The sequence below is a fragment of the Mesorhizobium sp. WSM4312 genome (assembly GCF_002294875.1).
Classification (GTDB): Bacteria; Pseudomonadota; Alphaproteobacteria; order Rhizobiales; family Rhizobiaceae; genus Mesorhizobium.
Genome location: NZ_NSFU01000011.1, coordinates 1 through 24,577, shown reverse-complemented (window position 1 = coordinate 24,577; position 24,577 = coordinate 1). Strand labels below are relative to the sequence as shown.

Sequence of the window (24,577 nt, the reverse complement as noted above, 5' to 3'; positions counted from 1 at the left end):
GAGGAAGGCTCATGCCCTGCCGATCAATTGCGCCAGCAAGCGATCCCAGCAATTCATGACCAACTTATCCCCTGGAGGGAGAAAATTATTCTGCCTACAGCGCAAAAATAGCAATCGACAAAGTCTACAAGTTTTATAGATTAAGCGGCGAGACGGAGGTCGATATGTCCTATATCCAGAACGCTCAGACTGACAGCAGCGGCCAGAGGCTGGCCAATGCCCAGACCTTTCGCCCGGCCTATGCCGGAGCTTTCGCCTATCTCGTCTTTGCCCTTGCGTTCGTGTTCACCGGGGCCGTCGTTCTGGGCCTTATTCCCTAGGGCACCGGATCGACAGGGGCCGGCCGCCGCGCTGTATCAGGCAATCGGAGTTGAATGAACCGGATCCCGGTGCGTTTGCGCGCGGCCGCGATTCGAATTTCAGCGCATCCATGATTCCAGCGATGGAGGAGATGACAATGCCGATCGAATTCACCCATGTCCCCGGCAAGACCGCCGACGCCGCCATTCCGTTTTTCTATGATTTTGCCGAGACGACGACCAAGCTAGGACTGATCGAGGATGGCGGGTTTCAGAAGATCGTCGTCGACGATTCGGCCGGGCTGCTGACCAACATGGATCTTGCCGCTCAGGTGCTCGACCGCACCGCCGCGCTCGAGGTCGTGCTGACCCACTGGGCAGGTGTCGTCGAGCCAACCGTGGCGGCCCGTCAGCTGGCATCGATAGATCGAAAAAGCGGCGGCCGGCTGGCGCTCCGGATGATCAGCGAGCCGTTGAACGATGACGATGCCGAGTCACGGCCGGTCGGGCACAGCGTCGTCTGGCAGCGCATCGACGAATATCTCGTGCTTTTGAAGCGGCTGTGGTCGAATGACCGACCCTTCGATCATGAAGGCGCCTTCTACAGTATCAGGGGCGGCTACGTGCCGCGCAAAGGCCCGCACGGCGCCGACCTGACCATCCGCATGGGCGGGCAATCAGGAACGGCGCTGAAAGTGGCCGGCCGGCATGCTGATGTCTTCGAACTGGCACCGGGCTCGATCGACGATGTCAGCCAGTTGATGGAGCGGGTGCGTGGCGCCGCGGCCGAACATGGCCGGGCCGGCAAACTGCGCTTCGCGCTTCCGGTGCGGATCCACCAGGGCGCTTCCGCCGCCGGCCACAAGGCGGTCGACCTGTCCGGGCCGCCTGCCCAGGTCGCGTTGTCGCTGCTTGCCTATGCCGGGCTCGGGATCGATGAGTTCATGATCATCGGCGTCGACACGCCGCGCGAGATCGCGACGGCCGGCCGGGAAACGATCGCGCTGCTGCGCAACTCGCTGGCGCGCCGCGAACATGATGTTTTCCAGCCGGGGGCCTACGCGCCTCGCACGGGGCTGGAGACGCGTGCAGCAGGGTGAAGCCGATCAATCGTCTGCGTGATGCCTGTCGCCAAGCCGCGACAGGCCATCGATGACGGCGGCCGAATCGGCCAGGACGCCGAAGACGCCGTCCTCGACCGTCACCATGTGCAGCGCCGCCTCGTGGGCTTGTCTGTCGCCGCTGGCGCAGGCGTCCGAGATCGTCAGGCACTGAAAGTTGCGGTCGCAGGCCTCGCGCAGCGTGGTGTGGACGCAGACGTCGGTCGTGCAGCCGGAAAACATGAGATGCGTGATGCCTTGCGCGCGCAGCACAAGCTCGAAATCCGTATAGGTGAAGGCGCTGTTGCAGGTCTTGTCGACGATGATGTCATCAGGCGCGACATCGATCTCCGGAACGATCTGGAACCCCGCGCCCGAGCGCAGCAGTATGTCTGTGCCGTCGAGACCGGAGCGCCTGCGGCGCCATTTCTCATAGGGCGTCATGTCGGCCATGTCGGCGCGATAGCCCTGCCTGGTGTGGATGACCGCGACGCCGGCTTTGCGCGCGGCTGATATCAGCCGGTTCACCGTGGGCAGGATCGCCCGCAGCGGCGAGGGGTCATATCCTTTTCTGGCGAAATAGCCCGTGGTCGACAGGAAATCCTGCTGCAGGTCGATGACGACAAGCGCCGTGTTTTCGGCCGCCAGCCTGCCGTCATACGGGAAGTCGAAGGGCGTTGCCTTGATCATCCGAGAGGGTCTCCTTGCCGATCGTGAGAGCCATCCTGACTGGCGAAGCTCAACTCGTCCACTCAGGCCGCGGCTCTGACGCCAAGAAGCAGGATGTTGCGGGCATCGTGCTGCCGCCGGCGAACGTCATCGGTCGTCCCGACGAATTGTTGACTGTTGCACTCATCTTCAATGTTGACTAGTAGAGTCATGTTTCATGCCCGGAGATCGGACCGCCGGGGTGGCGGAATAGGAAGCGGCCGGCCGTTGTGAGGACAAGGAAGAAGCTGTTGTTGTCTAGAACCAGTTTGCTTGCAGCGTTGGTCGCATCCGTCATCCTGTCGGTCTGCATTGTATCGGCCCAGCAACAGCCGGCCGGCGCTGCCCCTGCGGTAGACGCCGGCGCGGCCTCCGCCGCAGGGGCAGCGCCGGCGTCTACCGCACCGGCACCCGCCGCAACGGCCCCGGCCACATCAGGGCCCGCGACACCGCCGCCCGGCGCGCCAGCAGCTGTGGCGCCCGTCGCAGCAGCGCCGACGGGGGCGATGGAGCTGACCCTGCCGCACGATCTGTCGCCATGGGGCATGTTCATGGCGGCCGACATCATCGTGAAGGCGGTGATGATCGGACTGGCCTTCGCCTCGCTCGTCACCTGGACGATATGGCTGGCCAAATCGCTGGAGATTTTTGGCGGCAAGCTGCGCATCCGCCGTGCCGTTCGCGCGATCGGTGATGCCGTGACGCTGACGCAGGCGAGCCGCGCGCTCGATCGCAGCGGCGGCCCCGGCGCGCTTCTGGTCAAGGCGGCGGAAGAAGAGACCGCACTCTCGGCCGGCGCGCTCGACCATGTCGGCGGCGACGGGTTGAAGGAACGGGTCACCTCGCGCCTGTCGCGCATCGAGGCGGCGGCGTCGCGGCGCATGTCGCGCGGCACAGGCGTGCTGGCGACGATTGGCTCCACCGCACCTTTCGTCGGCCTGTTCGGCACGGTCTGGGGCATCATGAACGCCTTCGTCGGCATTTCGCAGGCGCAAACCACCAATCTGGCAGTGGTCGCGCCGGGCATTGCCGAGGCGCTGCTGGCCACGGCGATGGGCCTCGTCGCGGCAATTCCAGCAGTGGTGGTCTACAATGTCTTCGCCCGCTCGATAGCCGGCTACCGCCAGATCCTCGCCGATGCCTCGGCGGGCGTCGAGAGGCTGGTCAGCCGAGACCTGGATTTCCGCACGGTCGCGCCGGCGACGGCGCTGGCGGCGGAGTAGCGACGCCATGGGAAGCAGAATCCGCCAGACCCTGGACGACGATCTCGAGGAGAGCCACGAGATCAACGTCACGCCCTTCATCGACGTCATCCTGGTGCTGCTGATCATCTTCATGGTCGCCGCGCCGCTGGCGACGGTGGACGTCAATGTCGACCTGCCGGGCTCGACGGCGACGCCCGCGCCGCGACCCGAAACGCCGCTGTTCCTGACCTTGAAGGATGATCTTACGCTGGCTATCGGCAATGACAGCGTGCCGCGTCCGGCCTTCGCGGCCACGTTGGACAGCAGGACCAGGGGTGACAAGCAGACGCGTATCTTCATGCGCGCCGACAAGGCGGTCGCCTATGGCGACCTGATGGAGACCATGAACCTGCTGCGCGGCGCCGGCTATCTGAAGATCGCGCTGGTCGGCCTGGAGACGGCGCCCGCGAGCGATGCGCCGGCACACGCTCCCGCGGGAACGGCGGCGCCATGACGCAGGCGGCGGCCCTGCCGACGACTTACCCGACGCGCTTCGGCTGGCGCGACCTTGGCTTGTGGACGGGTGCGGCGGCGCTGGTGCTTGGCGCCCATGTCGCGGTCGCCTATGCGGTGCAGAGCTTCAGTCCGATCGAGGTGGATGGCGGACCGCCGCCGGCTCCGGTGATCGAAATGGTGCCGATGGCGGTGATGCCGGCCGTGCCCGAACAGGCCGCGATGCTGGAAGCGGCGATGCCCGACCAGGCCGAACCAGCCGAGGAGGCCGAGAGGGTCGCCGAAGCCGAACCCGAGAAAATGGCCGAACAGACCGAACCGACAGCCGAGCAACCGGAAACGGTGCCGCCCGACGGGACCGAGCCGACCACGACAGCTGACGCCGAACCGATCGACCAGCCGCCGCCGGATCAGGTCGTTCCCGAAATCGTCGAAGCCGTGACGCCAGAGGTCGTCATTGCGTTGCCGCAGCCGAAGCCGGTCGAGAAAACCAAGGAAAAGAAACCGGCCCAGGCCAAGGCGAAAAAACCGGCCGAAAAGCCGAAGCCGCGGCCAAGGAAGGAAAAGGCCGAGCCGGCAAGGACGGTTGCCACCGCAAGCGCACAGACAAGGCCGGCGGCCAGGGCGGCCGCGCCGAAATCGGCGGCAGGGGTCTCGGGCATAGATCCGGCCAAGTGGGAATCCCGGCTGGCGTCGTGGATCAATCGGCACAAGCGTTATCCAAGTGCCGCGAAATCCAGGGGAGCGCAGGGCAATGTGAACGTGGCCTTCGCGGTGGACGCATCGGGCAGGGTGGTGTCGGCGCGCGTGGCCCGTTCTTCCGGCGATCCCGACCTCGACCGCGCCGCGCTCGCCGTGCTGCAGGGCGCAACGGTGCCGGCACCGCCGCCGGGACTCGGCTCGCGCGTCAGCCGCACGGCGCCGTTCGTGTTCAATTTGCGGGATTAGAGCAGAGGCCCGGCCCGATACTGGTGCTGTCCGATCTTTGTGAGGACCGCGGTCAGTGGCTCATCGAATGGCACAGCGCTTCGACCTGCTCCAGATAGAAGCGGCATTTCACGCGCAGTGTCCTGAGGTTCGGATCGTCGGCGCCGTTGATCTCGATGGTCTGCATCATGAAGTCGAAATGGGCGTGGAAGGCGTCCGCCGCGCCCCATAGGCTGTCTGCCTGCCAGGTGTCGGCCATGGCCAGGGAAATCATTTGCCGGGCCTCGGCGCGTGCGGCATCCGGCGATGCCGGCCGACGGGCGATCAGGGTCTGGAGCCGGCCGAAGACGCTGTCCGTGGCGTCGGCGCTCCTGATGGGTGCGATCATGTTCATTGGCGGATCCCTCGAATCTCTATGCATGAAGTCCATTTGCGGGCCGCGGGCGATCAAGGCGGGGGTCGCGGTACCAGAGCGCGCAGGGCTGAGTGTTGCATCCGCTACGCTCTCCTCTGCTGAGCGTGGTTGTCCTTCGGCCTGGCATGCATCGGGTTGCCGCTGAGCTGCGCATGCCTTGCCGGCTGCGCGCCGCGCAGGACGTCGAAGGCTTCGGCATAGGCCATGCCGAGCAGGTAGGAGATCATGGGAAAACGGCTTGCTTCGGCCATCTGTACGAGCTCATTGCTCATCGTCGCGATATATTGAAGGCTATCGATCTCTGACTGACGTAGGGACTGATTGGCCACGTGCTTCTCCTGTCATCTGGTGAAACTCAGGGAACGCGTATTGGCTACACGGACATACTAAGACGGCTAATTAATGGCCTGGCCCGCCGAATGCGGGTTTGGTTCCGGGGTCGAAAGGGTCAACGCATAGATGGGTGCATCGGTGAGGCGGTCGAGGCCGAGAAGACGCTTGATCGCCGAATGGCTGAGCGCTGCCGTGGGGCAGGCCGACAGACCATGCCTGGTCGCCGCCAGCATCATGTTCTGGCCGATATGGCCGGCCTCGATCAGCACGACGCGGTAGGCGTTGGCATCCTCATATTTCCACATGGTGCGGTCGAGCTTGGCGCAAAGCAGGATCAGGCAAGGCATGGCATCAGCCCATTCCTGCCCGCCGACCAGTTCGGAAATCCTCGGCAGATGGTTGGCCGAGATCCTGCCGAGGTCGTGATCGGCGGCGGAATAGTGGTAGACGCCGGGCTCCAGGCTCTCGACGCCAAGCGCAACCACATAGGCCTCGTAAGGATTGCGTGCGCCGCCCGAGGGGGTCATGCCCAGCGGCAGGGCGCCGACGCAGTTGCTGGTCTCGCCGGTGATGCCCATGCCCGCGAACAGGCAGTCGGAAAGCTGCCGCGCGGTGATCGTGGGGGCGGCCGCGGTGCGGTTGGTGCGGCGCCGCGCCATCAGGGTCAGGAGTTCGTTGTCGTCGAGCGCGTTCGGCAGCCGAATGGCGTCGGCGGCATTCTTGAGCATGAGGTCGGGCTGCGCGACATGGCCGGCGCGTTCGATTTGGCGGGCCTCGGCTTGCTCAATGGTCATGAACTCCGAGTCCTGGACGCAGAAATGCATCAGCGCGGTCGGGATGCCCCAGTTCCACTGTCCGGAGAATCTTGTTTCCTGTTCGGCCAGCGGCGAACCGGCGGTGACCAGGGCGGAAAAATCGAGCAATTGCGGGACGACGGCGTTCAGGTCGGACCTCGACCATCCGTGAGCGCGCGCGATTTCCGCGGGGGAGGCCCATTCGTCCCAGGATGCGAGAAGACCGATCACCTCGGGGCTGCATTCGAAGACGCTTCGGGTCAGGAAATTGCAGGCCGTGACCTTGTTGGTCCCGGGATACAGGACGAGCGTTTTTGAAGAGCGCATTTTCATGATGCTGAATGCCGTTTTGCCAATGTGAGGCGCCGACAGGCGAACCGCCCATCGGCGCCGAACGACCTCAGCGCTTGTTGTAGTGCATGCCCTGCGAGAAGAAGACAGTCTGCGTGCCCGCCGCAACCGTCAGCTTCGGGGCATTGTTCACTTTCTTGGCCATTTTCGTCCCTTTTCCCGACCCCCAATGGGATCTGTTGAAAGATCCCCACAGCGGGATCCGCGTGAAGAAAGGTAAGGTCGAAAGAGTTAATGGTTTGTTAAAATTGTAGTAAAGCCGACGTGGTCTAAAATATCTTTCTTGGCGGTAAAGTCTAAAATATCGATTTTGCTCAGATACGGAGTAGGCAATCGCTAGCATACGCTTTTTTGGGATATTCTTATTCTTATTTAGCGTAACCGATCGACTAACCCAGCCCGTCTCGGGCGAGGCTGACGACGAGTTGATCGATGCCGGGATCGTCGAGCCCGACGACATGCGCCATGCGGATGGCATGCCGTGGCCGGATGCCGGACATATCCTGCCGCATGATGACCGATACGAATGCCGGCCCGGCCTCTGTCAGAAGCATGGCCTTGCCCGTCAGCACCGGTTCGGAGATCGGAGCCCATTGCACGGAGATCAGCGACGGTTCGCCGGTCTGGCGACGGTTGACGCCGCTGAAATAGATCCAGTTCAGGCGCGAGATCGCCACACCATAGTGGTTGCCGCGCGCCCGCGCCCATGTCGAGCCACGGCGCTCCGACCACCCGGTGACCCGGCGGAATGTGACCAGCTCGGCCTCGCGACGCACGAAGGTCACCGAACGCATCAAGAGGTCGGGACGGGTGGGGATCGAAAAGTAGGTGAAATAGGTACCGCCCGCGATCGACGGGGCGGGCGGGCGGATCATCTGGTTGAACAGACTTTCGGAAATCGGCGGCAGACCGGGAGCCCTGTGCTCGGGTGCGCCAGGGTCCTGGTAGAGTTCGGGCTCGTTGATGCGGAAGTAGTCGCAGATCAGCTTGGCGGTGGCCTTGTTCGGAACGGTCTGCCCTTGCAGGTACCGCTCGAACTGCGTGCGGTTGATACCCAACTCACGGCATACCGCACTAACGGAGGCATGGTTCTTGCAGAGCCGTCTGAGATTTGCAGCGAGGTTCTCGCGAATGGACACGTCTTTGCTTTCGCAGGCGAATTCTTCATTTCAACTCGGAATCCGTATAGCGCCTTCGGTCGCCCCCGCCGAAACGCCTTGTCACAACACACAGAAAAAACGATTTGAGAACGCCACTCTAATGGGGCGGCTTCCAAAAAAAATAGCGGCGATCCGGCAACGGCCATCGCCATAAGTCCAATTGACAATTGCCTGGCCCGGAGGTCGCGAAATTGCCTGCGGCCTGCTTTGGGGTGACATTGGCGCGCGGCGCCGCGTGGGACGACCATGCGTCCCGGCGGCGCGGCAGAAAAAGTGGAGAACCGACGACTTTGCTGGTGGAGCTGAGGGGGATCGAACCCCTGACCTCATCATTGCGAACGATGCGCTCTCCCAGCTGAGCTACAGCCCCGTTCCAGCAAGTGGCGCATTTATCGGGCGCGGCTGATTTCTGTCAAGGCTGCGTTGCCGAAATCCTCGTTGCCTGGCGCTTCGGTTGCCGGCCCTTGCCGGTTTGGCGTGCAATGGCTACATGTCGGCAACAATTGGAGACCGGCATGCTCGCCCTCATTCAGACCATCGTCATGGCGCTTGACCTCTACTGGTGGATCATCATCGCCTCGGCGATCTTTTCCTGGCTCTATGCCTTCAACGTCGTCAATTCGCGCAACCAGTTCGTCGGCAGCATCGGCAATATGCTCTACCGGCTGACCGAGCCGGCGCTGCGGCCGATCCGCCGCTTCATGCCGGACCTTGGCGGTATCGACATTTCGCCGATCATCCTGCTCTTGATCCTGTTCTTCGTCAGGCAGTTCATTCTCACCACGGTAGCACCGCTGGTGCTGTGAGTCTGCCGATCGCATGAGCGCGCCGTTCCGCATCCGTGAGAACGGCATCGACCTGTTCGTGCGGCTGACACCAAAATCTTCCGTGGACAGGTTGGAAGGTGTCGAAACGGCAGCGGACGGGCGAAGCCATTTCAAGGCGCGGGTCCGCGCCGTGCCGGAAAACGGCGCCGCCAATCACGCGCTGGAGAGGCTGGTGGCCAAGACGCTGGGTGTGCCGGCGTCGGCCGTTTCGGTGGTCGCCGGCGGCACGGCACGGCTCAAGACGCTGCGCATAGCCGGTGATCCGAAGGTGCTGGCACGGAGCGTCGAAGCACTCGGTCAATCCTCTGGCTGACGTTCAATCCCCCAATGGGAGCCTTGGATCGTCGACCTTCAGCGTGTTCACGCTCTGCTTGATGCGGCGCAAGTTCTCCAGCACCTTCGGACCGCGCGTCTCGGCAACCGATGTCACGATCATGTCGACGATCGCCAGCAGCGCGTAACGCGACGATGTCGGCTTGTAGATGTTGCCGTCCTCGAGCGGCTGCAAATGGATGACCGTGTCGGCGGCCTTGGCCAGCGCCGAATCGGGCGCGGTGATGGCGACCGTGGTGGCGCCATATTGCTGGGCCACCTGCACCGCCTCGATGACCGAGCGCGCATAGCCGGACACCGAAAAGGCGACCAGGGTGGTTTCCGATGTGGCTACGGCGGCATACATGCGCTGCAACTGGCCATCGATCTGCGCCAGCACCGGCAGGCCAAGGCGGAACAGCCGATTCTGCATCTCGGTCGCCATCATCGAGGAGATGCCGCCAGAGCCGATGCACAGCACATTGCCTGACGTCGCAAGCCGCTCGGCGACGGCGACCAGCGTCGTCATGTCGAGGTTCTCGCTGGCGCGCTGGATGGCCGAGATCGCCGCTTCGGTGATGGCCGAGGCGATGCGCTGTTCACGCGCGTCGCGGCTCAACGGTTCGGGCGACAGATACTGGCCGCCAATGGCGATGGCCTGGGCCAGGTAGAATTTGAAGTCGCGCAGGCCCTCGCAGCCGAGATTGCGGCAGAAGCGCGTCACCGTCGGTTCGCTGACGCCAACGCGCGCGGCAATCTCCGAGATTGCCGCCTTGGAAGCGAAATCGAGATCCGACAGCACAAGGCCGGCCAGCCGGCGATCCGACTTGGTGCCGTCCTGCGACACCAGCTGCAGCCGCGTGATGATGTCTGCCGGCGTCTTCATGTCTGTCGTTTCGTCTTCATGCCGTTGCCCTCGGGGCAGGCCTTATAGCGGCAGGCCGGTCGCCTTGTCGAACAGATGGATGTTGCCGGGATCGACCGAGACCGGCAGCAGGTCGCCCGGCTTGACCGGCACCCTGTCGCGGAACACGGCGCGCACCGTATCGGTGCCGATGGCGCCATAGACATGGGTCTCGGAGCCCGTCGGCTCGACGACATCCACCTTGAGCGCCATGGCGTCGGCGGCCTCGCCGATGATGAAGTGCTCAGGCCGGATGCCGGCCTCCACCGCATTGCCAGCCGGTGCCGCCTTGCCGGCAAGCGCAAGCCGTCCGCCGCCGGCCGATTCGAACCAGCTTTTCTCGGGCGTCGCCTTGAGGGCGCCGGAGACAAAGCTCATCGAGGGGGAGCCAAGAAAGCCGGCGACGAACTTGTTGGCCGGCCGGTCATAGAGCTCAAGCGGGGCGCCGACCTGCTGGATCCGGCCGCGGTCCATCACGACGATGCGGTCGGCCATGGTCATGGCTTCGATCTGGTCGTGGGTGACATAGACGATGGTCGATTTCAGCCGCTGGTGCAGCGCCTTGATCTCGGTGCGCATCTGGACGCGCAACTGCGCGTCGAGATTGCTGAGCGGCTCGTCGAACAGGAACACCGAGGGTTCGCGCACAATGGCGCGGCCCATGGCGACGCGCTGACGCTGGCCGCCCGAGAGCTGGCGGGGATAGCGGTCGAGATAGGAGAAGAGGTTGAGCACCCCGGAGGCCTTCTTGACCTTGTCGTCGATGGCGGCACGGTTCTCGCCACGGATCTTCGGGCCGAAGCCGATATTGTCGGAGGCCTTCAAATGCGGGAACAGCGCATAGGACTGGAACACCATGGCGATGTTGCGCTGCTGTGGCGGCAGATCGTTGGCGCGCGTGCCGCCGATCATGAGGTCTCCGGAACTGATCGTCTCCAGGCCGGCCAGCATGCGCAGCAAGGTCGACTTGCCGCAGCCGGACGGGCCGACCAGCACCACGAACTCGCCGCTCCTTATGTCGAGGTTGATGTCCTCGAGGATCTTATGCTGGCCAAAGGATTTCGACAGGTTGCGAAACAGGACGTCGGTCATGGTCACGCTCCCAATATGTCGTCGATGAACGGCAGGCAGCCGGCGGTCAGTCCGGCATCCACGGGCATCACCACGCCTGTTACGCCCGATGCGCGGTCCGAGGCAAGGAAAGCCACGGCTTCAGCCACTTCCGCCGCGTCGACGATGCGGCCGAGCGGATAGAGGCGCTTGAGCTTGCCCAGGATTTCCGGGTCCTTGGCCAGGCGATGGTCCCAGGCGGCGGTGCGGATCGATCCGGGACAGACGACATTGGCGCGCACGCCGCTGCGGCCGAGTTCGACGGCGATCGATTTGGCATAGGCGTTGATGCCGGCCTTGGCCGCGGCGTAGGCCGGATTGCCGAAATGCGCGATGGCGTTGACGGAGGAGATGAAGACGACGCTGCCTGACCCGCGCGCCGCCATCGCCTTGACGATGGGGTCGGCGAAAGTCATCACCCCGGTCAGATTGAGGTCGAGCTCGTGCTCGATCCTGTCGGCATCGAGCGCGGAAATCGTCTCGGCGCGCGTCCAGCCGGCATTGTTGATCAGGATATCGGGCACGCCGTCTCTGTCCAGCACAGCGGCGATCCCCGCCTCGATCGAAGCCCGGTCGAGAAGGTTGAAGACATGGCGCGAGGCAAGGTGCGGGCTTGCCAGCGCCTCCTGCGACTGGTCGCAGCCGACCACCCGCGCCCCCCTTCCGGCCAGCAATGCGACGATCGCCGAGCCAAGGCCGCCGCCGGCACCGGTGACGACGACAGAGCGGCCTTCGAATTCGGCTTTCGAAACCACGGCGCTTGCTCCTCCCGCATGTCAGGCAGATGCCGGCAGGTTACTGAAATGAATGTAATTAAGCAACATGATAATCCACTTGCATGCGCTGAATTCCTCGATAATGTAGGAAAGTCACATAAATCTTGTGCCCGTCGTCGGCACAAGGAGCGCAAATGCGCGGAACAATGGGAGAGATCAGATGAGCCTTGCCAAATGGACTGTCGGCCTGATGGCCGGAATGAGCATGCTGGCCTTCGCGGCGCAGGCGAATGCGGGTGAAGTGCGCGTCACCGTCGCCGAATACAGCGCCAAGACCGGTCCGTATTTCGAAGCGGTCAAGAAGGAATTCGAGGCCAAGAACCCCGGCATCACCATCAAGTTCGAGGTCGTGCCGTGGGATGTGCTGTTGCAGAAGCTGACCACCGACATCACCGCCGGCACCAATGCGGACCTGTCGATCATCGGCACGCGCTGGCTGATCGACTTCGTCCAGCAGGACGTCGCCGAACCGCTCGACAGCTACATCACGCCCGACTTCAAGGGCCGCTTCATCGACACCTTCCTGTCGCCCTCGATCATGGACGGCAAGACCTACGGCCTGCCGATCGCCGCTTCGGCGCGCGCGCTCTATTACAACAAGGAGCTGTTCGAGAAGGCCGGCATCGCCAAGCCGCCGGCGACCTGGACCGAACTGCAGGACGATGCGCGCAAGATCAAGGCGCTGGGGTCCGGCACCTTCGGCTTCGGCCTGCAGGGCAAGGAGATCGAGACCGACGTCTACTACTACTACGCCATGTGGTCGCAAGGCACCGAGATCCTCAACAAGGACGGCACGTCGGGCCTCGGCACGCCGGGCGCGCTCGAAGCCGCCAAGCTCTACAAGTCGATGATCGACGAGGGGCTGACCGAGCCAGGCGTGACCTCCAACAACCGCGAGGACGTGCAGAACCTGTTCAAGCAGGGCAAGGTCGGCATGATGATCACCGCACCCTTCCTGTCCAACCAGATCAAGGACGAGGCGCCGAAGCTGAAATACGGCGTGGCGGCCATTCCGGCCGGCCCGACCGGGGCGCGCGGGACCTATGGCGTCACCGATTCCATCATCATGTTCAAGAACTCCAAGAACAAGGATGAGGCCTGGAAGCTGCTCGACTTCCTGTTCACCACGGAACAGCGCGCCAAGTTCACGCAAGGCGAAGGCTTCCTGCCGGTGAACAAGGAAGAGGCCAAGATGGATTATTACGTCAACAATGCCGATCTCGCCGCCTTCACCGCGCTGCTGCCCGACGCTCGTTTCGCGCCGGTCATTCCGGGCTGGGAAGAGATCGCCCAGATCACGTCCGACGCCATGCAGAAGATCTATCTCGGCGGCGACCCCGAGGCAGGCCTGAAGGACGCGGCGGCGAAGGCCAACGCCGTGCTGAAGAAATAGGGGCCGTGCTGAAGAAATAGGGCGTATCTCCCTGCGCCCCGTGGCGCGCCCCAGACTCAGGCGGGGCGCGCCACACCCTTGCCGACTTGAGAAGAAGGATAGTTCGTCGGTGTCAGCGCCGCCCTGCCAGGCTCCTTCCTCTCCCTCCGGAGGGGGGAGAGGTGGCTCGGCGAAGCCGAGACGGAGTGGGGGAACCACCTGGCAACCGCCGCGAACGGGCACGGGAAGGGCACTAGGCGCAAATGTCGCCTTGCCCAAGGGTCGACCCCCACTCCGTCGAGCTTCGCTCGACACCTCTCCCCCGATCGACGGGGGAGAGGAAAGGCCCCTTCCGCAACGGCTGCGGAGGACGGGCAGACAGGTGATGGGCAGCGCCGATGCTTGCAAGGAATCCTGAAGGCCCTGAGAAGAACGAGGCGGGATAAAGTAATCTGTTAAGCCAGCGCAATCCAATCTCCACCCGCAACGCGGTACGAACCAGCCGATGCAAAATCGTTTCCTGCCCTATCTCCTGACCTTGCCCAGCCTGTTCCTGGCGGCGGTCGTCATCTTCTGGCCGGTCTGGGACCTGATCCAGATCTCGACGCATGACGTCAACCGCTTCGGCCAGCTGCGCGAGTTCAGCGGCCTTGCCAATTTCGCCTCGCTTGCCGCCGATCCCGACTTCGTCGCGGCACTCTGGCGCACCGGTGTGTGGACTGTGCTGGTGGTCGGCGGCGCGCTGCTGCTGTCGGTGCCGGTGGCGATGATCCTCAACACCGATTTCTACGGCCGTGGCCTTGCCCGCGTCATCATCATGCTGCCCTGGGCGGTGTCGTTGACCATGACGGCGGTGGTCTGGCGCTGGGCGCTCAGCGGCGAAAGCGGCATGCTGAATTCGGCGCTGCTTGGCCTTGGCCTGATCGACCACAACATCCAGTGGCTGGCCAGCGCCGAGACGGCGTTCCCGATGCAGGTGCTGATCGGCATATTGGTGACGGTGCCGTTCACCACGACGATCTTCCTCGGCGGCCTGTCGTCGATCCCGGACGATCTCTACGAGGCGGCGGCGCTCGAGGGCGCCACGCCGCTGCAGCAGTTCCGCGAGATCACCTTTCCGCTGCTGAAGCCGTTCATAAACATCGCCATCGTGCTCAACACCATCTACGTCTTCAACTCCTTCCCGATCATCTGGGTGATGACGCAGGGCGGGCCGGCCAACTCGACCGACATCCTGGTCACCCACCTCTACAAGCTTGCCTTCCGCATCGGCAAACTGGGCGAGGCCTCGGCGGTGTCGCTGGTGATGTTCGCCATATTGCTGGTCTTCACCATGATCTATGTGCGGTTGGCGATGCGGGAGCAGCGCGCATGACCAGCAAACTCAAACGCACCATCGTCGCCTGGCTGCTTTTGGCGCCGCTGATCGTGGTGACGCTGTTTCCCTTCGCGGTGATGTTGCTCACCGCGGTCAAGCCGCGACAGGAGGTGCTGTCGCCGACATGGTGGCCAAGCGAGTTCCGCTGGTCGAATTTTGCCGACATGTGGGTGGCGACCGGCTTTGGCCAGGCACTGGCCAATTCGCTCTATGTCTCGGTCATCGCCACGGTCGGCGCCATCCTCATCTCCGTTCCCGCTGCCTACGCCATGTCGCGTTTTCGCTTTGCCGGCTACGGCGCCTTCCGCCAGTTCCTGCTGATCTCGCAGATGATTTCGCCGATCGTGCTGGTGCTCGGCTTGTTCCGGCTGATGGCCGCCTGGGGGCTGGTCGAATCGACGACGGCGCTCGGCTTCATCTACATGGCCTTCAACGTCGCCTTCACCGTCTGGATGCTGCAGAGCTATTTCGACACCATTTCGCGCGACCTCGAGGAGGCCGCCTGGATGGAAGGCGCAGGCCGCTGGCTGACCCTGCGCAAAGTGTTCCTGCCGCTCTGCCTGCCGGCCATCGCGGTCACCGCCATCTTCACCTTCATCAACGCCTGGAACGAGTTCGTCGTGGCGCTGACCATGCTGCGCAGCCAGGAAAGCTATACGCTGCCGATCCAGGTCTTTTCTCTCGTCGCCGGCCGCTACACGATCGAGTGGCATCACGTCATGGCGGCGACACTGCTGGCGACATTGCCGGTGGCGATCCTGTTCATCTGGCTGCAGCGCTACCTCGTGCGCGGGCTGGCGCTCGGGGCCGTCAAATAGAATTTGCATTCCACGGAGCCTACATGCGCATCTTCACCGCCTCGCTGGCGACGGAAACCAACACCTTTTCGCCGGTGCCGACGGACCGGGCATCGTTCGAGATGGCCTTCTATGCCGGACCGGGCAAGCATCCGGAGACGCCGACGCTGTGCTCGTCGCCGATCGTCGCCTTGCGCCGGCGCGCGGCCAAGGAAGGGCTGACCGTGATCGAAGGCACCGCGACCTGGGCCGAGCCCGGCGGCCTGGTGCAGCGGCAGACCTTCGAGGCGCTGCGCGACGAGATCCTCGATCAGTTGAAGGCGGCACTGCCGGTCGACGCGGTCATTCTCGGACTGCACGGCGCCATGGTGGCGCAAGGCTATGACGATTGCGAAGGCGACCTGCTGGAACGTGTGCGCGGGATTGTCGGGCCCGACGTGGTGATCGCCTGCGAGTTCGATCCGCACAGCCATCTGACGCCCAAGCGCGTGGCGGCATCCGACATCATGGCCTATTTCCTCGAATTCCCGCACACCGATTTCTACGAACGCGGCGAGCATGTCGTCGAGCTGGGGCTGGCCGCCGCGCGCGGCGAGATCAAGCCCGTCATCTCGACCTTCGACTGCCGGATGATCCAGGTGCTGCCGACCAGCCGCGAGCCGATGCGCTCCTTCGTCGACCGCATCAAGGCGCTGCACGGCAAGGACGGCGTGCTGTCGGTTTCAGTGATCCACGGCTTCATGGCCGCCGACGTGCCGGAAATGGGCACGCGCATCCTCGTCGTCACCGACAATGACAAGGCCGGGGGCGACGCGCTGGCGGAGCGGCTGGGACGGGAACTCTATGCCATGCGCGAAAAGACGGCGATGACGATGCTCGATACCGCCGACGGCATCGACCGTGCGCTGGCGGTGCGCGCCGAGAACCCCGGCAAGCCGGTGGTCATCGCCGACATATGGGACAATCCCGGCGGCGGCGTTCCCGGCGACGGCACCTTCGTGCTGCGTCAGATGCTGGTGCGTGGCCTCGACAGATTCGGCGTGGCGACGATCTGGGATCCGATCGCCGTCACCTTCTGCCTGGCGGCCGGCGAGGGCGCGGTCATCGACCTGCGTTTCGGCGGCAAGGCAGGGCCGCAGGCGGGTGAACCGATCGACGCCCGCGTCAAGGTGCTGAAGGCCGTTGCCGAGGGCTGGCAGAGTTTCGGGCCGAGCCGGGTGACGCTCGGTCCAACCGCGCTGGTGCGCATCGAAGGCACCGAGGTCGACATCATCCTCAACACCAACCGAACCCAGACTTTCGAGCCGGACATTTTCTCCAATATTGGCGTCGATCCGCTGGGCAAGGATATGCTGCTGATCAAGTCGACCAACCATTTCTACGCCGGCTTCGAGCCGATCGCGGCGGAGATCATCTACGTCACGGCGCCAAGTTCGTATCCCAGCAATCCTGCGGTGACCGATTACAGGAAGCTGACGCGCAAGATATGGCCAAGGGTTGCGGATCCTTGGAAGGCGTAAGGTTCTCCCTTCTCCTCTTGTGGGAGAAGGTGTCGCCGAAGGCGACGGATGAGGGGTGCTCCAGCGGAGTGAGGCGTTGGTGTTCCCTGGAATACCCCTCATCCGTCTCGGCGCTGCGCGCCGATCCACCTTCTCCCACAAGGGGAGAAGGAAGAGGTGCTACACCAATCCGCGCTTCACCATCATCGCTTCCGGCGAAGGCATCTTGCCGCGAAACGCCGTGTAAAGCTCCTCGGGGTCCTTCGAGCCGCCAGCGGCGTAGATGTTCTTGCGCAGCCTTTCGGCCAGTGCCGGGTTGAAGGGATCGCCAGTCTCCTCGAAGGCGGCGAAGGCGTCGGCGTCCAGCACTTCCGACCACATGTAGGAATAGTAGCCGGCCGAATAGCCGTCGCCCGAGAAGACATGGCCGAAATGCGGGGTGCGGTGGCGCATCGCAATGGTGTTGGGCATGTCGAGTTCTTCCAACGTTTCGGCTTCGAAACGAAGCGGTTCCGCCGGCGCCTCGGGCCGGGCGTGATAGGCCATGTCCATCAAGGCGGAAGACGTGAATTCCACCGTGGCGAAGCCGGCGCCGAAAGTACGCGTGGCCAGCATCTTGTCGAGCAGCGCCTTCGGCATCGGCTCGCCGGTCTTGACGTGCAGCGCGTGCTTTTCAAGCACGGCCGGCACCGTCAGCCAGTGCTCGTAGAGCTGGGAGGGCAGTTCGACGAAATCGCGGCTGACCGAAGTGCCTGCAACTGACGGCCAGGTGACGTCGGTCAGCATGCCGTGCAGTGCATGGCCGAATTCGTGGAACAGTGTCTTCGCCTCGTCGACCGAGAGCAGGGCCGGCTCGCCGGCCGGCGGCTTGGCGAAGTTCATGATGTTGTAGATAACCGGCTTCGAGCCGTGGCCGAGTCTATAGCCGGACTTCAGCGCGCTCATCCAGGCGCCGGAACGCTTCGAGGGCCGCGCGAAATAATCGGCGAGGAACAAGGCACGCTCTGTGCCATCGGCATTTTTCACCACGAAGACGCGCGCGTCGGGGTGCCAGGCGGTGATGCCCTTCTTCTCCTCGAAGGTGATGCCGAACAGTTTGGTCGCGACGTCGAAGCAGGCGTCGATCACCCGGTCGAGCTGCAGATAGGGTTTCAGCTCCGCCTCGTCGAAAGCGAATTTTTCCGCGCGCAGCTTCTCCTGGTAGAAGCGCCAGTCCCAGGCGGCGAATTTCTCGTTGCTGCCGGCTTGCGCCGCCAGCCGCTCCAATTCCTTCTGGTCGGCGGCGGCCTTTTCCAGCGCCTTTTCCCAGACGGGATCGAGCAGGTCGTGCACCGCCTTCGGCGTCTTGGCCATGGTGTCGTCGAGCTTCAGCGCGGCGAAGGAGGCGTAGCCGAGCAGCCCGGCCTTTTCGGCGCGCAGTTTCAGCATGTCGCGCACCACTTCGGTGTTGTCGCTGGCGCCGCCATTCTGGCCGCGCATGGTGAAGGCTTTGAAGGCGATCTCGCGCAGGTCGCGGCGTTCCGAGAAGGTCGTGAACGGCTCATAGATCGAGCGCGACAAAGTGACGGCGTAGCGCCCCTTTTGGCCGCGCATCTCGGCGGCCTCGGCCATCGAGCTCTTTAGGAAATCCGGCAGGCCGGCAAGGTCGGCCTCGTCGAGGAACAGCGCCCAGTCGCGCTCGTCGGCCAGCACGTTCTGGCCGAAAGCGGTGCCGAGCGACGACAGCTCCTCATTGATCTTGGCAAGCCGCTTCTTGCCTTCGGCGTCGAGCTTGGCGCCGGAGCGGACAAAACCCTTCCAGGTCTTCTCCAGCACCCGCAGCGTCTCGGCGTCGAGGCCAAGGCTTTCGCGGCGCTGGTAGAGGTCGTCGATGCGGGCAAACAGCTTCTCGTTCATCGAGATCGCCGAAAAGTGCCTGGACATCTTCGGCGAGATGTAACGCTCCAGCGCCTGGATGGTCTCGTTGGTGTAGGCGCCGGCGCGGCACCAGAAGATCGACGAGACATGATCGAGCGCCTCGCCGCCGAGCTCCAGCGCGGCAAGCGTGTTGTCGATGGTCGGCGCATCCTTGTTGCCGGCGATCGCGTCGATCTCCGCCTCATGCGCCTTCAGCGCCGCGTCGAAGACCGCGGAAAAATCACCGTCGCCGATATGGGCGAAATCGGGCAGGCCGAGCGGTCCCTGCCACGCGGTCAGCGGATGGGCGGCGAGGTCGACGGCTTTCGTGGAGGGCATGGAGGGTCTTTCGCTGGCGTCAAGAAGGAGGGAGTGTCACCGATGTAGGGCGCGGCCAGCGAGGCCGCAATATGGCAGCTGGCCGATCCGCCTCAATAGGCTTCGCAGTTTTCGGCGATTGCCGCCTGCGAGCTGGCGGTGATGCGATTGCCGGCCACCGCGAAGGTTTCCTGCATCAGCATGTCATTGTCCGGGAAGTCGTAGCAGGCGATCACCGTGGTGATGCCGCCCTCGCTCTTCTCGATGCGGTGGCGGATCTCAGCGCCCGCAACCGCGCCTTTCCATTCGTCGAGCGCGGCGATGAATTCCTGCTTGCTCTGGACGACGCCAAGGTCTCCGAGCTTGATGCGGACGTCGTCGGCAAGCAGGTCGGCGAGTTCGGTGCGGTCGGCGACCAGCAGCGCCGAATACCAGCGGCTGATGATGGCGCCGTCATCGGCCCGCGCGGCAATGATCGCTATCAGGAGTGCGGCGGCGGTGAAGACGGCCGACCGGACGTTCCTCACCGGGCGCGCCTTACCGCTCATTCCGGCACCGGCCGCTCGAAATCGCCGGTTTCCTTGTTCATCACCCAGAGCTCACCGGTCGAAATGTCGAACCAGGCCCCGTGCAGCGACAGCCGCCCCTTGCCCTCGAGGATCGAGACACAAGGAAAGGTCCGGAGGTTGGCGATGGAATAGCGGATCGAGATGCGTTCAAGCGCTGTCTGGCGCTCCACCGCCGTCATGAAGGTGCTGGAGGAGACCGTTTCGGCGGCAGGCGCGATCAGGCTCATCCATTTGCCGATGAAGTCGCCGGGCGACAGCGGCGCGGCATTAGGGTCGAGCGCGGCGCGGATGCCGCCGCAGCGGCCATGGCCCATGACGACGATGTTCTTGACCTTGAGGCTCTGCACCGCGAATTCGAGCGCCGCCGAGGTCGAATGGAACTCGCCGTCCGGCTCGTAGGGCGGCACCAGATTGCCGACATTGCGCAGCACGAAGAGTTCGCCCGGCCCGGCGTCGAAGATCGCTTCGGGGGCCGAGCGGGAGTCGCAACAGGCGACGATCATCGTCTCGGGGGCCTGCCCCTCGCGCGCGAGCTCGCGGTAGCGGCCGCTCTCGGTGAGGTAGCGGCCATTCATGAAATTGCGATAGCCGGCGAGGAGGTGATCGGGGAGATGAGGCATGGGCGGCTAAGGCCTTTCCGGGGTTGGAGGCGGCAGCTCGTTGCGGTCGAGAAAGCCTCTAGCGGCAAAAGCCCGTTGCGAGCAATGCAGAATTGTTGGGGCTGGTCATAAACGCCATGCACATAAGCGGGACGTCCGCCGACATTGTCATGCCCAGATGGCGACCGGTATGCCAAAACCGTCAGCGAGTGGCGGGTTGGGAAATGGCTTCGCGCTGCCGCTGGCAATGCGCCCGGCGGTCAGCATCATGACCGCCGCATCGAGGAAATCGTCGGCGGCCGCGCCACGCGGCGGTGGCTGGTCGAGAAAGTCGATGGCATAGCCGTGCCGGCACAGCAGCGCCTTGCGCTCCGCCATGCCGGCCGGATTGACGCTGCCCTTGATCTTCTTCGGCAGCAGCATGGCCCGGTCGTCATTCAGGCGGCAGAAGGCGACTTCCGGATGCGATTCGAAGACGCGGCCGCGCAGATCGGGCCGCGCGATCAGCAGGGCGTCGATCTCGCGGATCTTCGAGAAGATGCCGAAGGCCTGGATGGAAACGCCGCGCGGCGGGTCGGATGTGGCCCTTGCCACCTCGCTTGCCCTGCGATGCGCGGCATACCAGGCTTCGATAGTGGTGAAGTCGCTGGTGTCGGCATAGAGCGCTGCACGGGACGGGATCGAAAAGACGCTGGACTGGCGCGCGCCAAGCTGCGGCCTGACCAGCGCCTCCGGTCCGCGGCCGCCCTTGCTGGAGAATTCGGGCAGGCCGATCGGCATGTCGACGGCGACAATCGCATCGTCGGGAGTTGCCGCGAGCAGCGCCGCGAAACTGGGGAAGATTTCAACCGAGGGCGCTGAACCGGGCCCGCGCCGCACGGCGATCCAACCGGCCTTGCAGTCGTCGGCGCCGACTAGCACCGCCCCGGCCGAATTCACGCCCGGCGGTGCCGCCCCGGATGCGTGAGATGGCGCAGCTGCACCATGGCCATCGGGTGCGACAGGCTCTGGGCGTCGGTTTCGAGCTGCAGCTCGTCGCCGCCGCGCTTTGCCGTGCGCGCCAGGATCTCGTAGACCGCCGCGGTGGTCGATTGCAGCGCCTTGATCGGCGGCTGGCCGGAAAGGATGCGGGCGAGGTAGACGGCCGCCGTCAGATCACCCAGGCCGTTCGGCGGCTTGTCGATCAGGCGATGTTCGGCCAGCAGCACCTGGGTGCCGTCGAGCAGCAGATTGCCGGTGCCGCCAATCATCATCGATTGTGCCGAAGTGACCAGCATCGTCGACGGGCCGGCATGGAGTGCTGCCGCGATCACCGATTTCAGATCGGGCAGCGGCGCGCCGGCCATCCATTCCAGCTCGTAGCGGTTGGGGGTGGCGATGTCGGCGATCGGCAACAGCCGGTCGCGCATGGCGGCGGCGGTGGGCTCGGGCACATAGAGGCCGCCGGAATCGCCCATCACCGGATCGCAGATATAGACGGCATCGGACGTCCTGGCCTTGACGGCGGCGACCAGCGAGGCGACGGCTTCGGCCTGGCCGGCCTCGCCGAGATAGCCCGACAGCACCGCGCCGACCTCGCCCAGCCATGGCGCGCGCTCCAGATCGGCCATCAGCGCCTTGAACTGGTCGAGCGGCGGCACGATACGCGTCGCCCGCCCATGGCCGGGATGCCAGGGCAGGATGACCGTCGGCACCGCCCAGACCGGAAAGCCCAGGGTCTCCAGCGCAAAGACGGCGGCACGATTGCCGACCGAGCCACGGGCGACATGGCTGGAAATAACGATGACCGCACGCGGCGCGTCGGGTTTTTCGGCGCTCATTGTTTTTTGATTCCTAGCTGCCCCGGATGAGGAAAAGCACGAGCCAGACCATCAGGCCCAGCGCCAGAAGCAGGCCGAGTATCCTGCCAATGCGTGTGCCCCAGACCTCGATCGGATCGGTGCGGTCGGCATCGGCGGCGGAGACATGGTCGCGCACGCCTTTCGTCGTCCGCGCCACCAAGGAGGTACCGGCTGGATCGGTCTCCCGCGCGACGCGCTCGAGGATGCGGCGCGATTCCCTGTCGCTGTCCTGGCGTTGCGCCATGATGATATCCCGTTTTGACCGGACCTTATCGCGTTCGCGCGGCCAATCACAGGGCCTTGCGGCAAGGCGATGGATGCCGTCGCTGGCCCGGAGGCCGAGGCCGTTTTCTTGCGCGCCGATTGTGGTAATGCTTCGCATGCAACTTCTATCGAGGGACCCCATCATGCTCGCCCAGCGCCTTGCTCGACCATCGCCATTCCGCACGCTGCCCGCCTTCCTGATGATGGCAATCGTGCTGCCGCTGCTTGCCGGCTGCGGCTACAACACGATCCCGACAGCGGAGGAAAACGCCAGGGCGGCCTGGAGCGAGGTGCTGAACCAGTATCAGCGCCGCGCCGACCTTATCCCCAATCTGGTCGAGACGGTCAAAGGCTATGCCTCGCATGAAAAGGACACGCTGGATGCGGTGGTCGAGGCGCGCGCCAAGGCCACGCAGATCACGGTGACGCCGGAAACGCTGAAGGATCCCGAGGCCCTCAAGAAGTTCCAGGATGCCCAGGCCGGGCTGACCAGCGCGCTGTCGCGGCTGATCGCGGTGTCGGAGGCCTATCCCGACCTCAAGGCCAACCAGAATTTTCTGGCGCTGCAGGCCCAACTCGAGGGCACCGAGAACCGCATCGCGGTGGCACGGCGCGACTACATCCAGGCGGTCAGGGACTACAATCTGACGCTGAAGACCTTCCCGTCGGTGCTGTGGGCGACCTTCTGGTTCCGCGGCAACGAGCCCTTCGCCAACTTCACCGTCGACGAAGACAAGATGCAGCCGCCGAAGGTCGATTTTGGCACGAAGCAGGGCGGATAATTCGCGAAATCGGCTGAGCGTCTCTTTGCCACAAGACGGACCGCTGGCGTGCAAACACCCCCCTCTGTCCTGCCGGACATCTCTCCCCCAAAGGGGGAGATCAGTCGTGGTCCAGGCTTTCGCCAATGTTCAGCCTCTCAAAGTGAGACCCGGCAACGAAGCTGCCAATCTCCCGCCTCGAGGGGGAGATGTCCGGTAGGACAGAGAGGGGGGCCTCGCGCTTACCTCGCCCTTCTTGGCCTTCTTGCCAGCCTGCTTTTTCTCCCCCTGGCCGCCCGCGCCGCGGACCTGCCGGCGCTTACCGGCCGCGTCGTCGACAATGCCGGCATCATCGATGCCGGCACAAAAGCGGCCCTGACACAGAAGCTCGCCGATTTCGAGACAAAGGGCTCCGACCAGATCGTCGTCGCCACCATCCCCAGCCTCGACGGCGAGGAGATCGAGCCCTACGCCAACCGGCTGTTCCGCTTCTGGAAGCTTGGCCAGGCCAAGGAGAACAATGGCGTGCTTCTGCTGGTCGCCAAGAACGACCGCAAGATGCGCATCGAGGTCGGCTACGGGCTGGAAGGCACGCTGACCGACCTGCACACCAAGCTGATCATCGAAAACGACATGGTGCCGGCGTTCCGCGCCGGCGATTTCTCCGGCGGCATCTCCAAGGCCGTCGACGACATGGTCATGGTGCTGGAAGGCAATCCGGAGGAGCTGGAAGCGCGCGGCAAGCGCAACCAGCAGGCGCCGTTCAATTCCGACGACCTGTTCTTCGCCATTTTCATCAGCATCTGGGCGATCATCTTCTTCGGCAGCATCGCCGCCTCCATCCTGCCGCCGATCTTCGGCAAGAAGCTTGGACCCGGCCGCTATCGCTGGCTCGGCATGACGTTCGAGCCCGGCCGGCGCTCCTCCTCGGGTGGCGGCTGGTCCTCCGGCAGTTCCGGCGGCGGCTGGTCTTCGGGCGGCGGTGGCTTTTCCGGCGGCGGCGGTTCGTCCGGCGGCGGCGGCTCCTCGGGAAGTTGGTGAAGGCATGACGACGCGCCGCTTGCCGAGGCCCGGCCGTTTCAACACGACGATCCACGTTGTCCTGGCCGTTCTGGCGCTGCTGTTGTCCTGCTTCGCGGTTTTTGCCGCCGAATTGCCAGCGCTGACCGGCCGCGTCGTCGACAATGCCGGCATCATCGATGCCGGCACCAAGGCGGCGCTGACACAGAAGCTCGCCGATTTCGAGACAAAGGGGTCCGACCAGATCGTCGTCGCCACCATCCCCAGCCTCGGCGGCGAGGAGATCGAGCCCTACGCCAACCGGCTGTTCCGCTTCTGGAAGCTTGGCCAGGCCGGCGAGAACAACGGCGTGCTTCTGCTGGTCGCCAAGAACGACCACAAGATGCGCATCGAGGTCGGCTACGGGCTGGAAGGCACGCTGACCGACCTGCACACCAAGCTGATCATCGAAAACGACATGGTGCCGGCGTTCCGCGCCGGCGATTTCTCCGGCGGCATCTCCAAGGCCGTCGACGACATGGTCATGGTGCTGGAAGGCAATCCGGAGGAG

Annotated in this window: 29 protein-coding genes and 1 tRNA gene; 15 read left to right on the top strand and 15 right to left on the bottom strand. The window is 64.2% G+C overall.

Annotation, left to right across the window (positions count from 1 at the left end; genetic code table 11):
• Positions 1 to 164 precede the first annotated feature (164 nt).
• Both CK228_RS19395 and CK228_RS19390 read left to right on the top strand, forming a co-directional pair.
• Positions 165 to 320: a hypothetical protein gene (locus CK228_RS19395; RefSeq protein WP_010912229.1), complete on the top strand. Its 156-nt coding sequence runs from the start codon at positions 165 to 167 to the stop codon at positions 318 to 320.
• 137 nt (positions 321 to 457) lie between these two features.
• Positions 458 to 1,399 carry an LLM class flavin-dependent oxidoreductase gene (locus CK228_RS19390; RefSeq protein ID WP_095789035.1) on the top strand — a complete coding sequence of 314 codons (942 nt, stop codon included), beginning with the start codon at positions 458 to 460 and terminating at the stop codon, positions 1,397 to 1,399.
• 6 nt (positions 1,400 to 1,405) lie between these two features.
• On the opposite strand, the gene CK228_RS19385 is transcribed toward CK228_RS19390, so the two are convergent.
• Positions 1,406 to 2,089 (bottom strand): isochorismatase family cysteine hydrolase, encoded by a 684-nt coding sequence (locus CK228_RS19385; RefSeq protein WP_095788880.1) that lies wholly within the window; start codon positions 2,087 to 2,089, stop codon positions 1,406 to 1,408.
• A 14-nt stretch (positions 2,090 to 2,103) separates the two neighbouring features.
• On the opposite strand from CK228_RS19385, the gene CK228_RS35345 reads away from it, so the two are divergent.
• The 4 genes from CK228_RS35345 (at position 2,104) to CK228_RS19370 (ending at position 4,752) form a co-directional block, all read left to right on the top strand.
• A complete protein-coding gene (locus CK228_RS35345) occupies positions 2,104 to 2,271 on the top strand; it encodes a hypothetical protein (RefSeq protein WP_179295975.1) in 168 nt (55 codons plus the stop codon).
• 90 nt (positions 2,272 to 2,361) lie between these two features.
• Positions 2,362 to 3,330 (top strand): tonB-system energizer ExbB, encoded by a 969-nt coding sequence (gene exbB, locus CK228_RS19380; protein ID WP_095788879.1) that lies wholly within the window; start codon positions 2,362 to 2,364, stop codon positions 3,328 to 3,330.
• A 7-nt stretch (positions 3,331 to 3,337) separates the two neighbouring features.
• The gene (gene exbD, locus CK228_RS19375; protein ID WP_095788878.1) at positions 3,338 to 3,805 is read left to right on the top strand and encodes a TonB system transport protein ExbD; all 468 of its coding nucleotides are present in this window, start codon (positions 3,338 to 3,340) and stop codon (positions 3,803 to 3,805) included.
• The gene (locus tag CK228_RS19370) at positions 3,802 to 4,752 is read left to right on the top strand and encodes an energy transducer TonB (RefSeq protein WP_095788877.1); all 951 of its coding nucleotides are present in this window, start codon (positions 3,802 to 3,804) and stop codon (positions 4,750 to 4,752) included. The genes exbD and CK228_RS19370 overlap by 4 nt, the downstream gene beginning before the upstream one ends.
• 52 nt (positions 4,753 to 4,804) lie before the next feature.
• Here the strand turns inward: CK228_RS19370 and CK228_RS19365 are convergent, their stop codons facing one another.
• From CK228_RS19365 to CK228_RS19340, 5 genes are all read right to left on the bottom strand, one after another.
• Positions 4,805 to 5,125 (bottom strand): hypothetical protein, encoded by a 321-nt coding sequence (locus tag CK228_RS19365; RefSeq protein WP_095774710.1) that lies wholly within the window; start codon positions 5,123 to 5,125, stop codon positions 4,805 to 4,807.
• A 104-nt stretch (positions 5,126 to 5,229) separates the two neighbouring features.
• A complete protein-coding gene (locus CK228_RS19360; RefSeq protein WP_095774709.1) occupies positions 5,230 to 5,475 on the bottom strand; it encodes a hypothetical protein in 246 nt (81 codons plus the stop codon).
• Between the two features lie 66 nt (positions 5,476 to 5,541).
• Positions 5,542 to 6,600 (bottom strand): SagB/ThcOx family dehydrogenase, encoded by a 1,059-nt coding sequence (locus tag CK228_RS19355; RefSeq protein WP_245438070.1) that lies wholly within the window; start codon positions 6,598 to 6,600, stop codon positions 5,542 to 5,544.
• Between the two features lie 413 nt (positions 6,601 to 7,013).
• Positions 7,014 to 7,763, bottom strand: a complete 750-nt coding sequence (locus CK228_RS19345) for a helix-turn-helix transcriptional regulator (protein WP_095774707.1) — start codon at positions 7,761 to 7,763, stop codon at positions 7,014 to 7,016.
• 315 nt (positions 7,764 to 8,078) lie between these two features.
• A tRNA-Ala gene (locus tag CK228_RS19340) sits at positions 8,079 to 8,154 on the bottom strand.
• Between the two features lie 145 nt (positions 8,155 to 8,299).
• On the opposite strand from CK228_RS19340, the gene CK228_RS19335 reads away from it, so the two are divergent.
• Positions 8,300 to 8,590 (top strand): YggT family protein, encoded by a 291-nt coding sequence (locus tag CK228_RS19335; RefSeq protein WP_027047523.1) that lies wholly within the window; start codon positions 8,300 to 8,302, stop codon positions 8,588 to 8,590.
• Positions 8,591 to 8,603: 13 nt separating this feature from the next.
• Positions 8,604 to 8,924, top strand: a complete 321-nt coding sequence (locus CK228_RS19330; RefSeq protein WP_095788875.1) for a DUF167 family protein — start codon at positions 8,604 to 8,606, stop codon at positions 8,922 to 8,924.
• A 3-nt stretch (positions 8,925 to 8,927) separates the two neighbouring features.
• Here CK228_RS19330 and CK228_RS19325 read toward each other — a convergent pair whose 3' ends face one another.
• The 3 genes from CK228_RS19325 to CK228_RS19315 are packed head-to-tail and all read right to left on the bottom strand — an operon-like array spanning position 8,928 to position 11,692.
• Positions 8,928 to 9,809, bottom strand: coding sequence for a MurR/RpiR family transcriptional regulator (locus tag CK228_RS19325; protein ID WP_095788874.1), 882 nt, complete (start codon positions 9,807 to 9,809; stop codon positions 8,928 to 8,930).
• A gap of 42 nt (positions 9,810 to 9,851) precedes the next feature.
• A complete protein-coding gene (ugpC, locus tag CK228_RS19320) occupies positions 9,852 to 10,919 on the bottom strand; it encodes a sn-glycerol-3-phosphate ABC transporter ATP-binding protein UgpC (protein ID WP_095774704.1) in 1,068 nt (355 codons plus the stop codon).
• 2 nt (positions 10,920 to 10,921) lie between these two features.
• Positions 10,922 to 11,692, bottom strand: a complete 771-nt coding sequence (locus tag CK228_RS19315; RefSeq protein WP_095788873.1) for an SDR family oxidoreductase — start codon at positions 11,690 to 11,692, stop codon at positions 10,922 to 10,924.
• 181 nt (positions 11,693 to 11,873) lie between these two features.
• Here CK228_RS19315 and CK228_RS19310 point away from each other — a divergent pair, with 181 nt between their 5' ends.
• The 4 genes from CK228_RS19310 to CK228_RS19295 all read left to right on the top strand — a co-directional run bounded on the left by CK228_RS19310 (position 11,874) and on the right by CK228_RS19295 (position 16,780).
• Positions 11,874 to 13,106 (top strand): sugar ABC transporter substrate-binding protein, encoded by a 1,233-nt coding sequence (locus CK228_RS19310; RefSeq protein ID WP_095788872.1) that lies wholly within the window; start codon positions 11,874 to 11,876, stop codon positions 13,104 to 13,106.
• A gap of 484 nt (positions 13,107 to 13,590) precedes the next feature.
• Positions 13,591 to 14,460 (top strand): sugar ABC transporter permease, encoded by an 870-nt coding sequence (locus CK228_RS19305; RefSeq protein ID WP_010912213.1) that lies wholly within the window; start codon positions 13,591 to 13,593, stop codon positions 14,458 to 14,460.
• Positions 14,457 to 15,281: a carbohydrate ABC transporter permease gene (locus CK228_RS19300; protein WP_095788871.1), complete on the top strand. Its 825-nt coding sequence runs from the start codon at positions 14,457 to 14,459 to the stop codon at positions 15,279 to 15,281. Before CK228_RS19305 ends, CK228_RS19300 begins: the two co-directional genes overlap by 4 nt.
• A gap of 23 nt (positions 15,282 to 15,304) precedes the next feature.
• Positions 15,305 to 16,780: a M81 family metallopeptidase gene (locus CK228_RS19295; RefSeq protein WP_095788870.1), complete on the top strand. Its 1,476-nt coding sequence runs from the start codon at positions 15,305 to 15,307 to the stop codon at positions 16,778 to 16,780.
• A 159-nt stretch (positions 16,781 to 16,939) separates the two neighbouring features.
• Here CK228_RS19295 and CK228_RS19290 read toward each other — a convergent pair whose 3' ends face one another.
• The 6 genes from CK228_RS19290 to CK228_RS19265 form a co-directional block, all read right to left on the bottom strand.
• A complete protein-coding gene (locus CK228_RS19290) occupies positions 16,940 to 18,994 on the bottom strand; it encodes a M3 family metallopeptidase (RefSeq protein WP_095788869.1) in 2,055 nt (684 codons plus the stop codon).
• 92 nt (positions 18,995 to 19,086) lie between these two features.
• Positions 19,087 to 19,521, bottom strand: coding sequence for a nuclear transport factor 2 family protein (locus CK228_RS19285; RefSeq protein WP_095788868.1), 435 nt, complete (start codon positions 19,519 to 19,521; stop codon positions 19,087 to 19,089).
• A complete protein-coding gene (locus CK228_RS19280; RefSeq protein ID WP_095774697.1) occupies positions 19,518 to 20,162 on the bottom strand; it encodes a carbonic anhydrase in 645 nt (214 codons plus the stop codon). The genes CK228_RS19285 and CK228_RS19280 overlap by 4 nt, the downstream gene beginning before the upstream one ends.
• Before the next feature lie 147 nt (positions 20,163 to 20,309).
• A complete protein-coding gene (locus CK228_RS19275; protein WP_095788867.1) occupies positions 20,310 to 21,080 on the bottom strand; it encodes a DUF429 domain-containing protein in 771 nt (256 codons plus the stop codon).
• Positions 21,077 to 21,961: a pyridoxal kinase PdxY gene (gene pdxY, locus CK228_RS19270; RefSeq protein ID WP_095788866.1), complete on the bottom strand. Its 885-nt coding sequence runs from the start codon at positions 21,959 to 21,961 to the stop codon at positions 21,077 to 21,079. Before pdxY ends, CK228_RS19275 begins: the two co-directional genes overlap by 4 nt.
• A 13-nt stretch (positions 21,962 to 21,974) precedes the next feature.
• On the bottom strand, positions 21,975 to 22,226 hold the full coding sequence (locus CK228_RS19265; RefSeq protein ID WP_095774867.1) for a hypothetical protein: 252 nt from the start codon (positions 22,224 to 22,226) through the stop codon (positions 21,975 to 21,977).
• Between the two features lie 163 nt (positions 22,227 to 22,389).
• Here CK228_RS19265 and CK228_RS19260 point away from each other — a divergent pair, with 163 nt between their 5' ends.
• From CK228_RS19260 to CK228_RS19245, 3 genes are all read left to right on the top strand, one after another.
• Entirely contained in the window at positions 22,390 to 23,028 is a 639-nt protein-coding gene (locus tag CK228_RS19260) for a LemA family protein (RefSeq protein ID WP_095774694.1), read from the top strand.
• A gap of 252 nt (positions 23,029 to 23,280) precedes the next feature.
• Positions 23,281 to 24,048 (top strand): YgcG family protein, encoded by a 768-nt coding sequence (locus tag CK228_RS19250; protein ID WP_095774866.1) that lies wholly within the window; start codon positions 23,281 to 23,283, stop codon positions 24,046 to 24,048.
• A 4-nt stretch (positions 24,049 to 24,052) separates the two neighbouring features.
• A partial coding sequence (locus CK228_RS19245; RefSeq protein ID WP_143750607.1) for a YgcG family protein occupies positions 24,053 to 24,577 on the top strand: 525 nt, incomplete at its 3' end.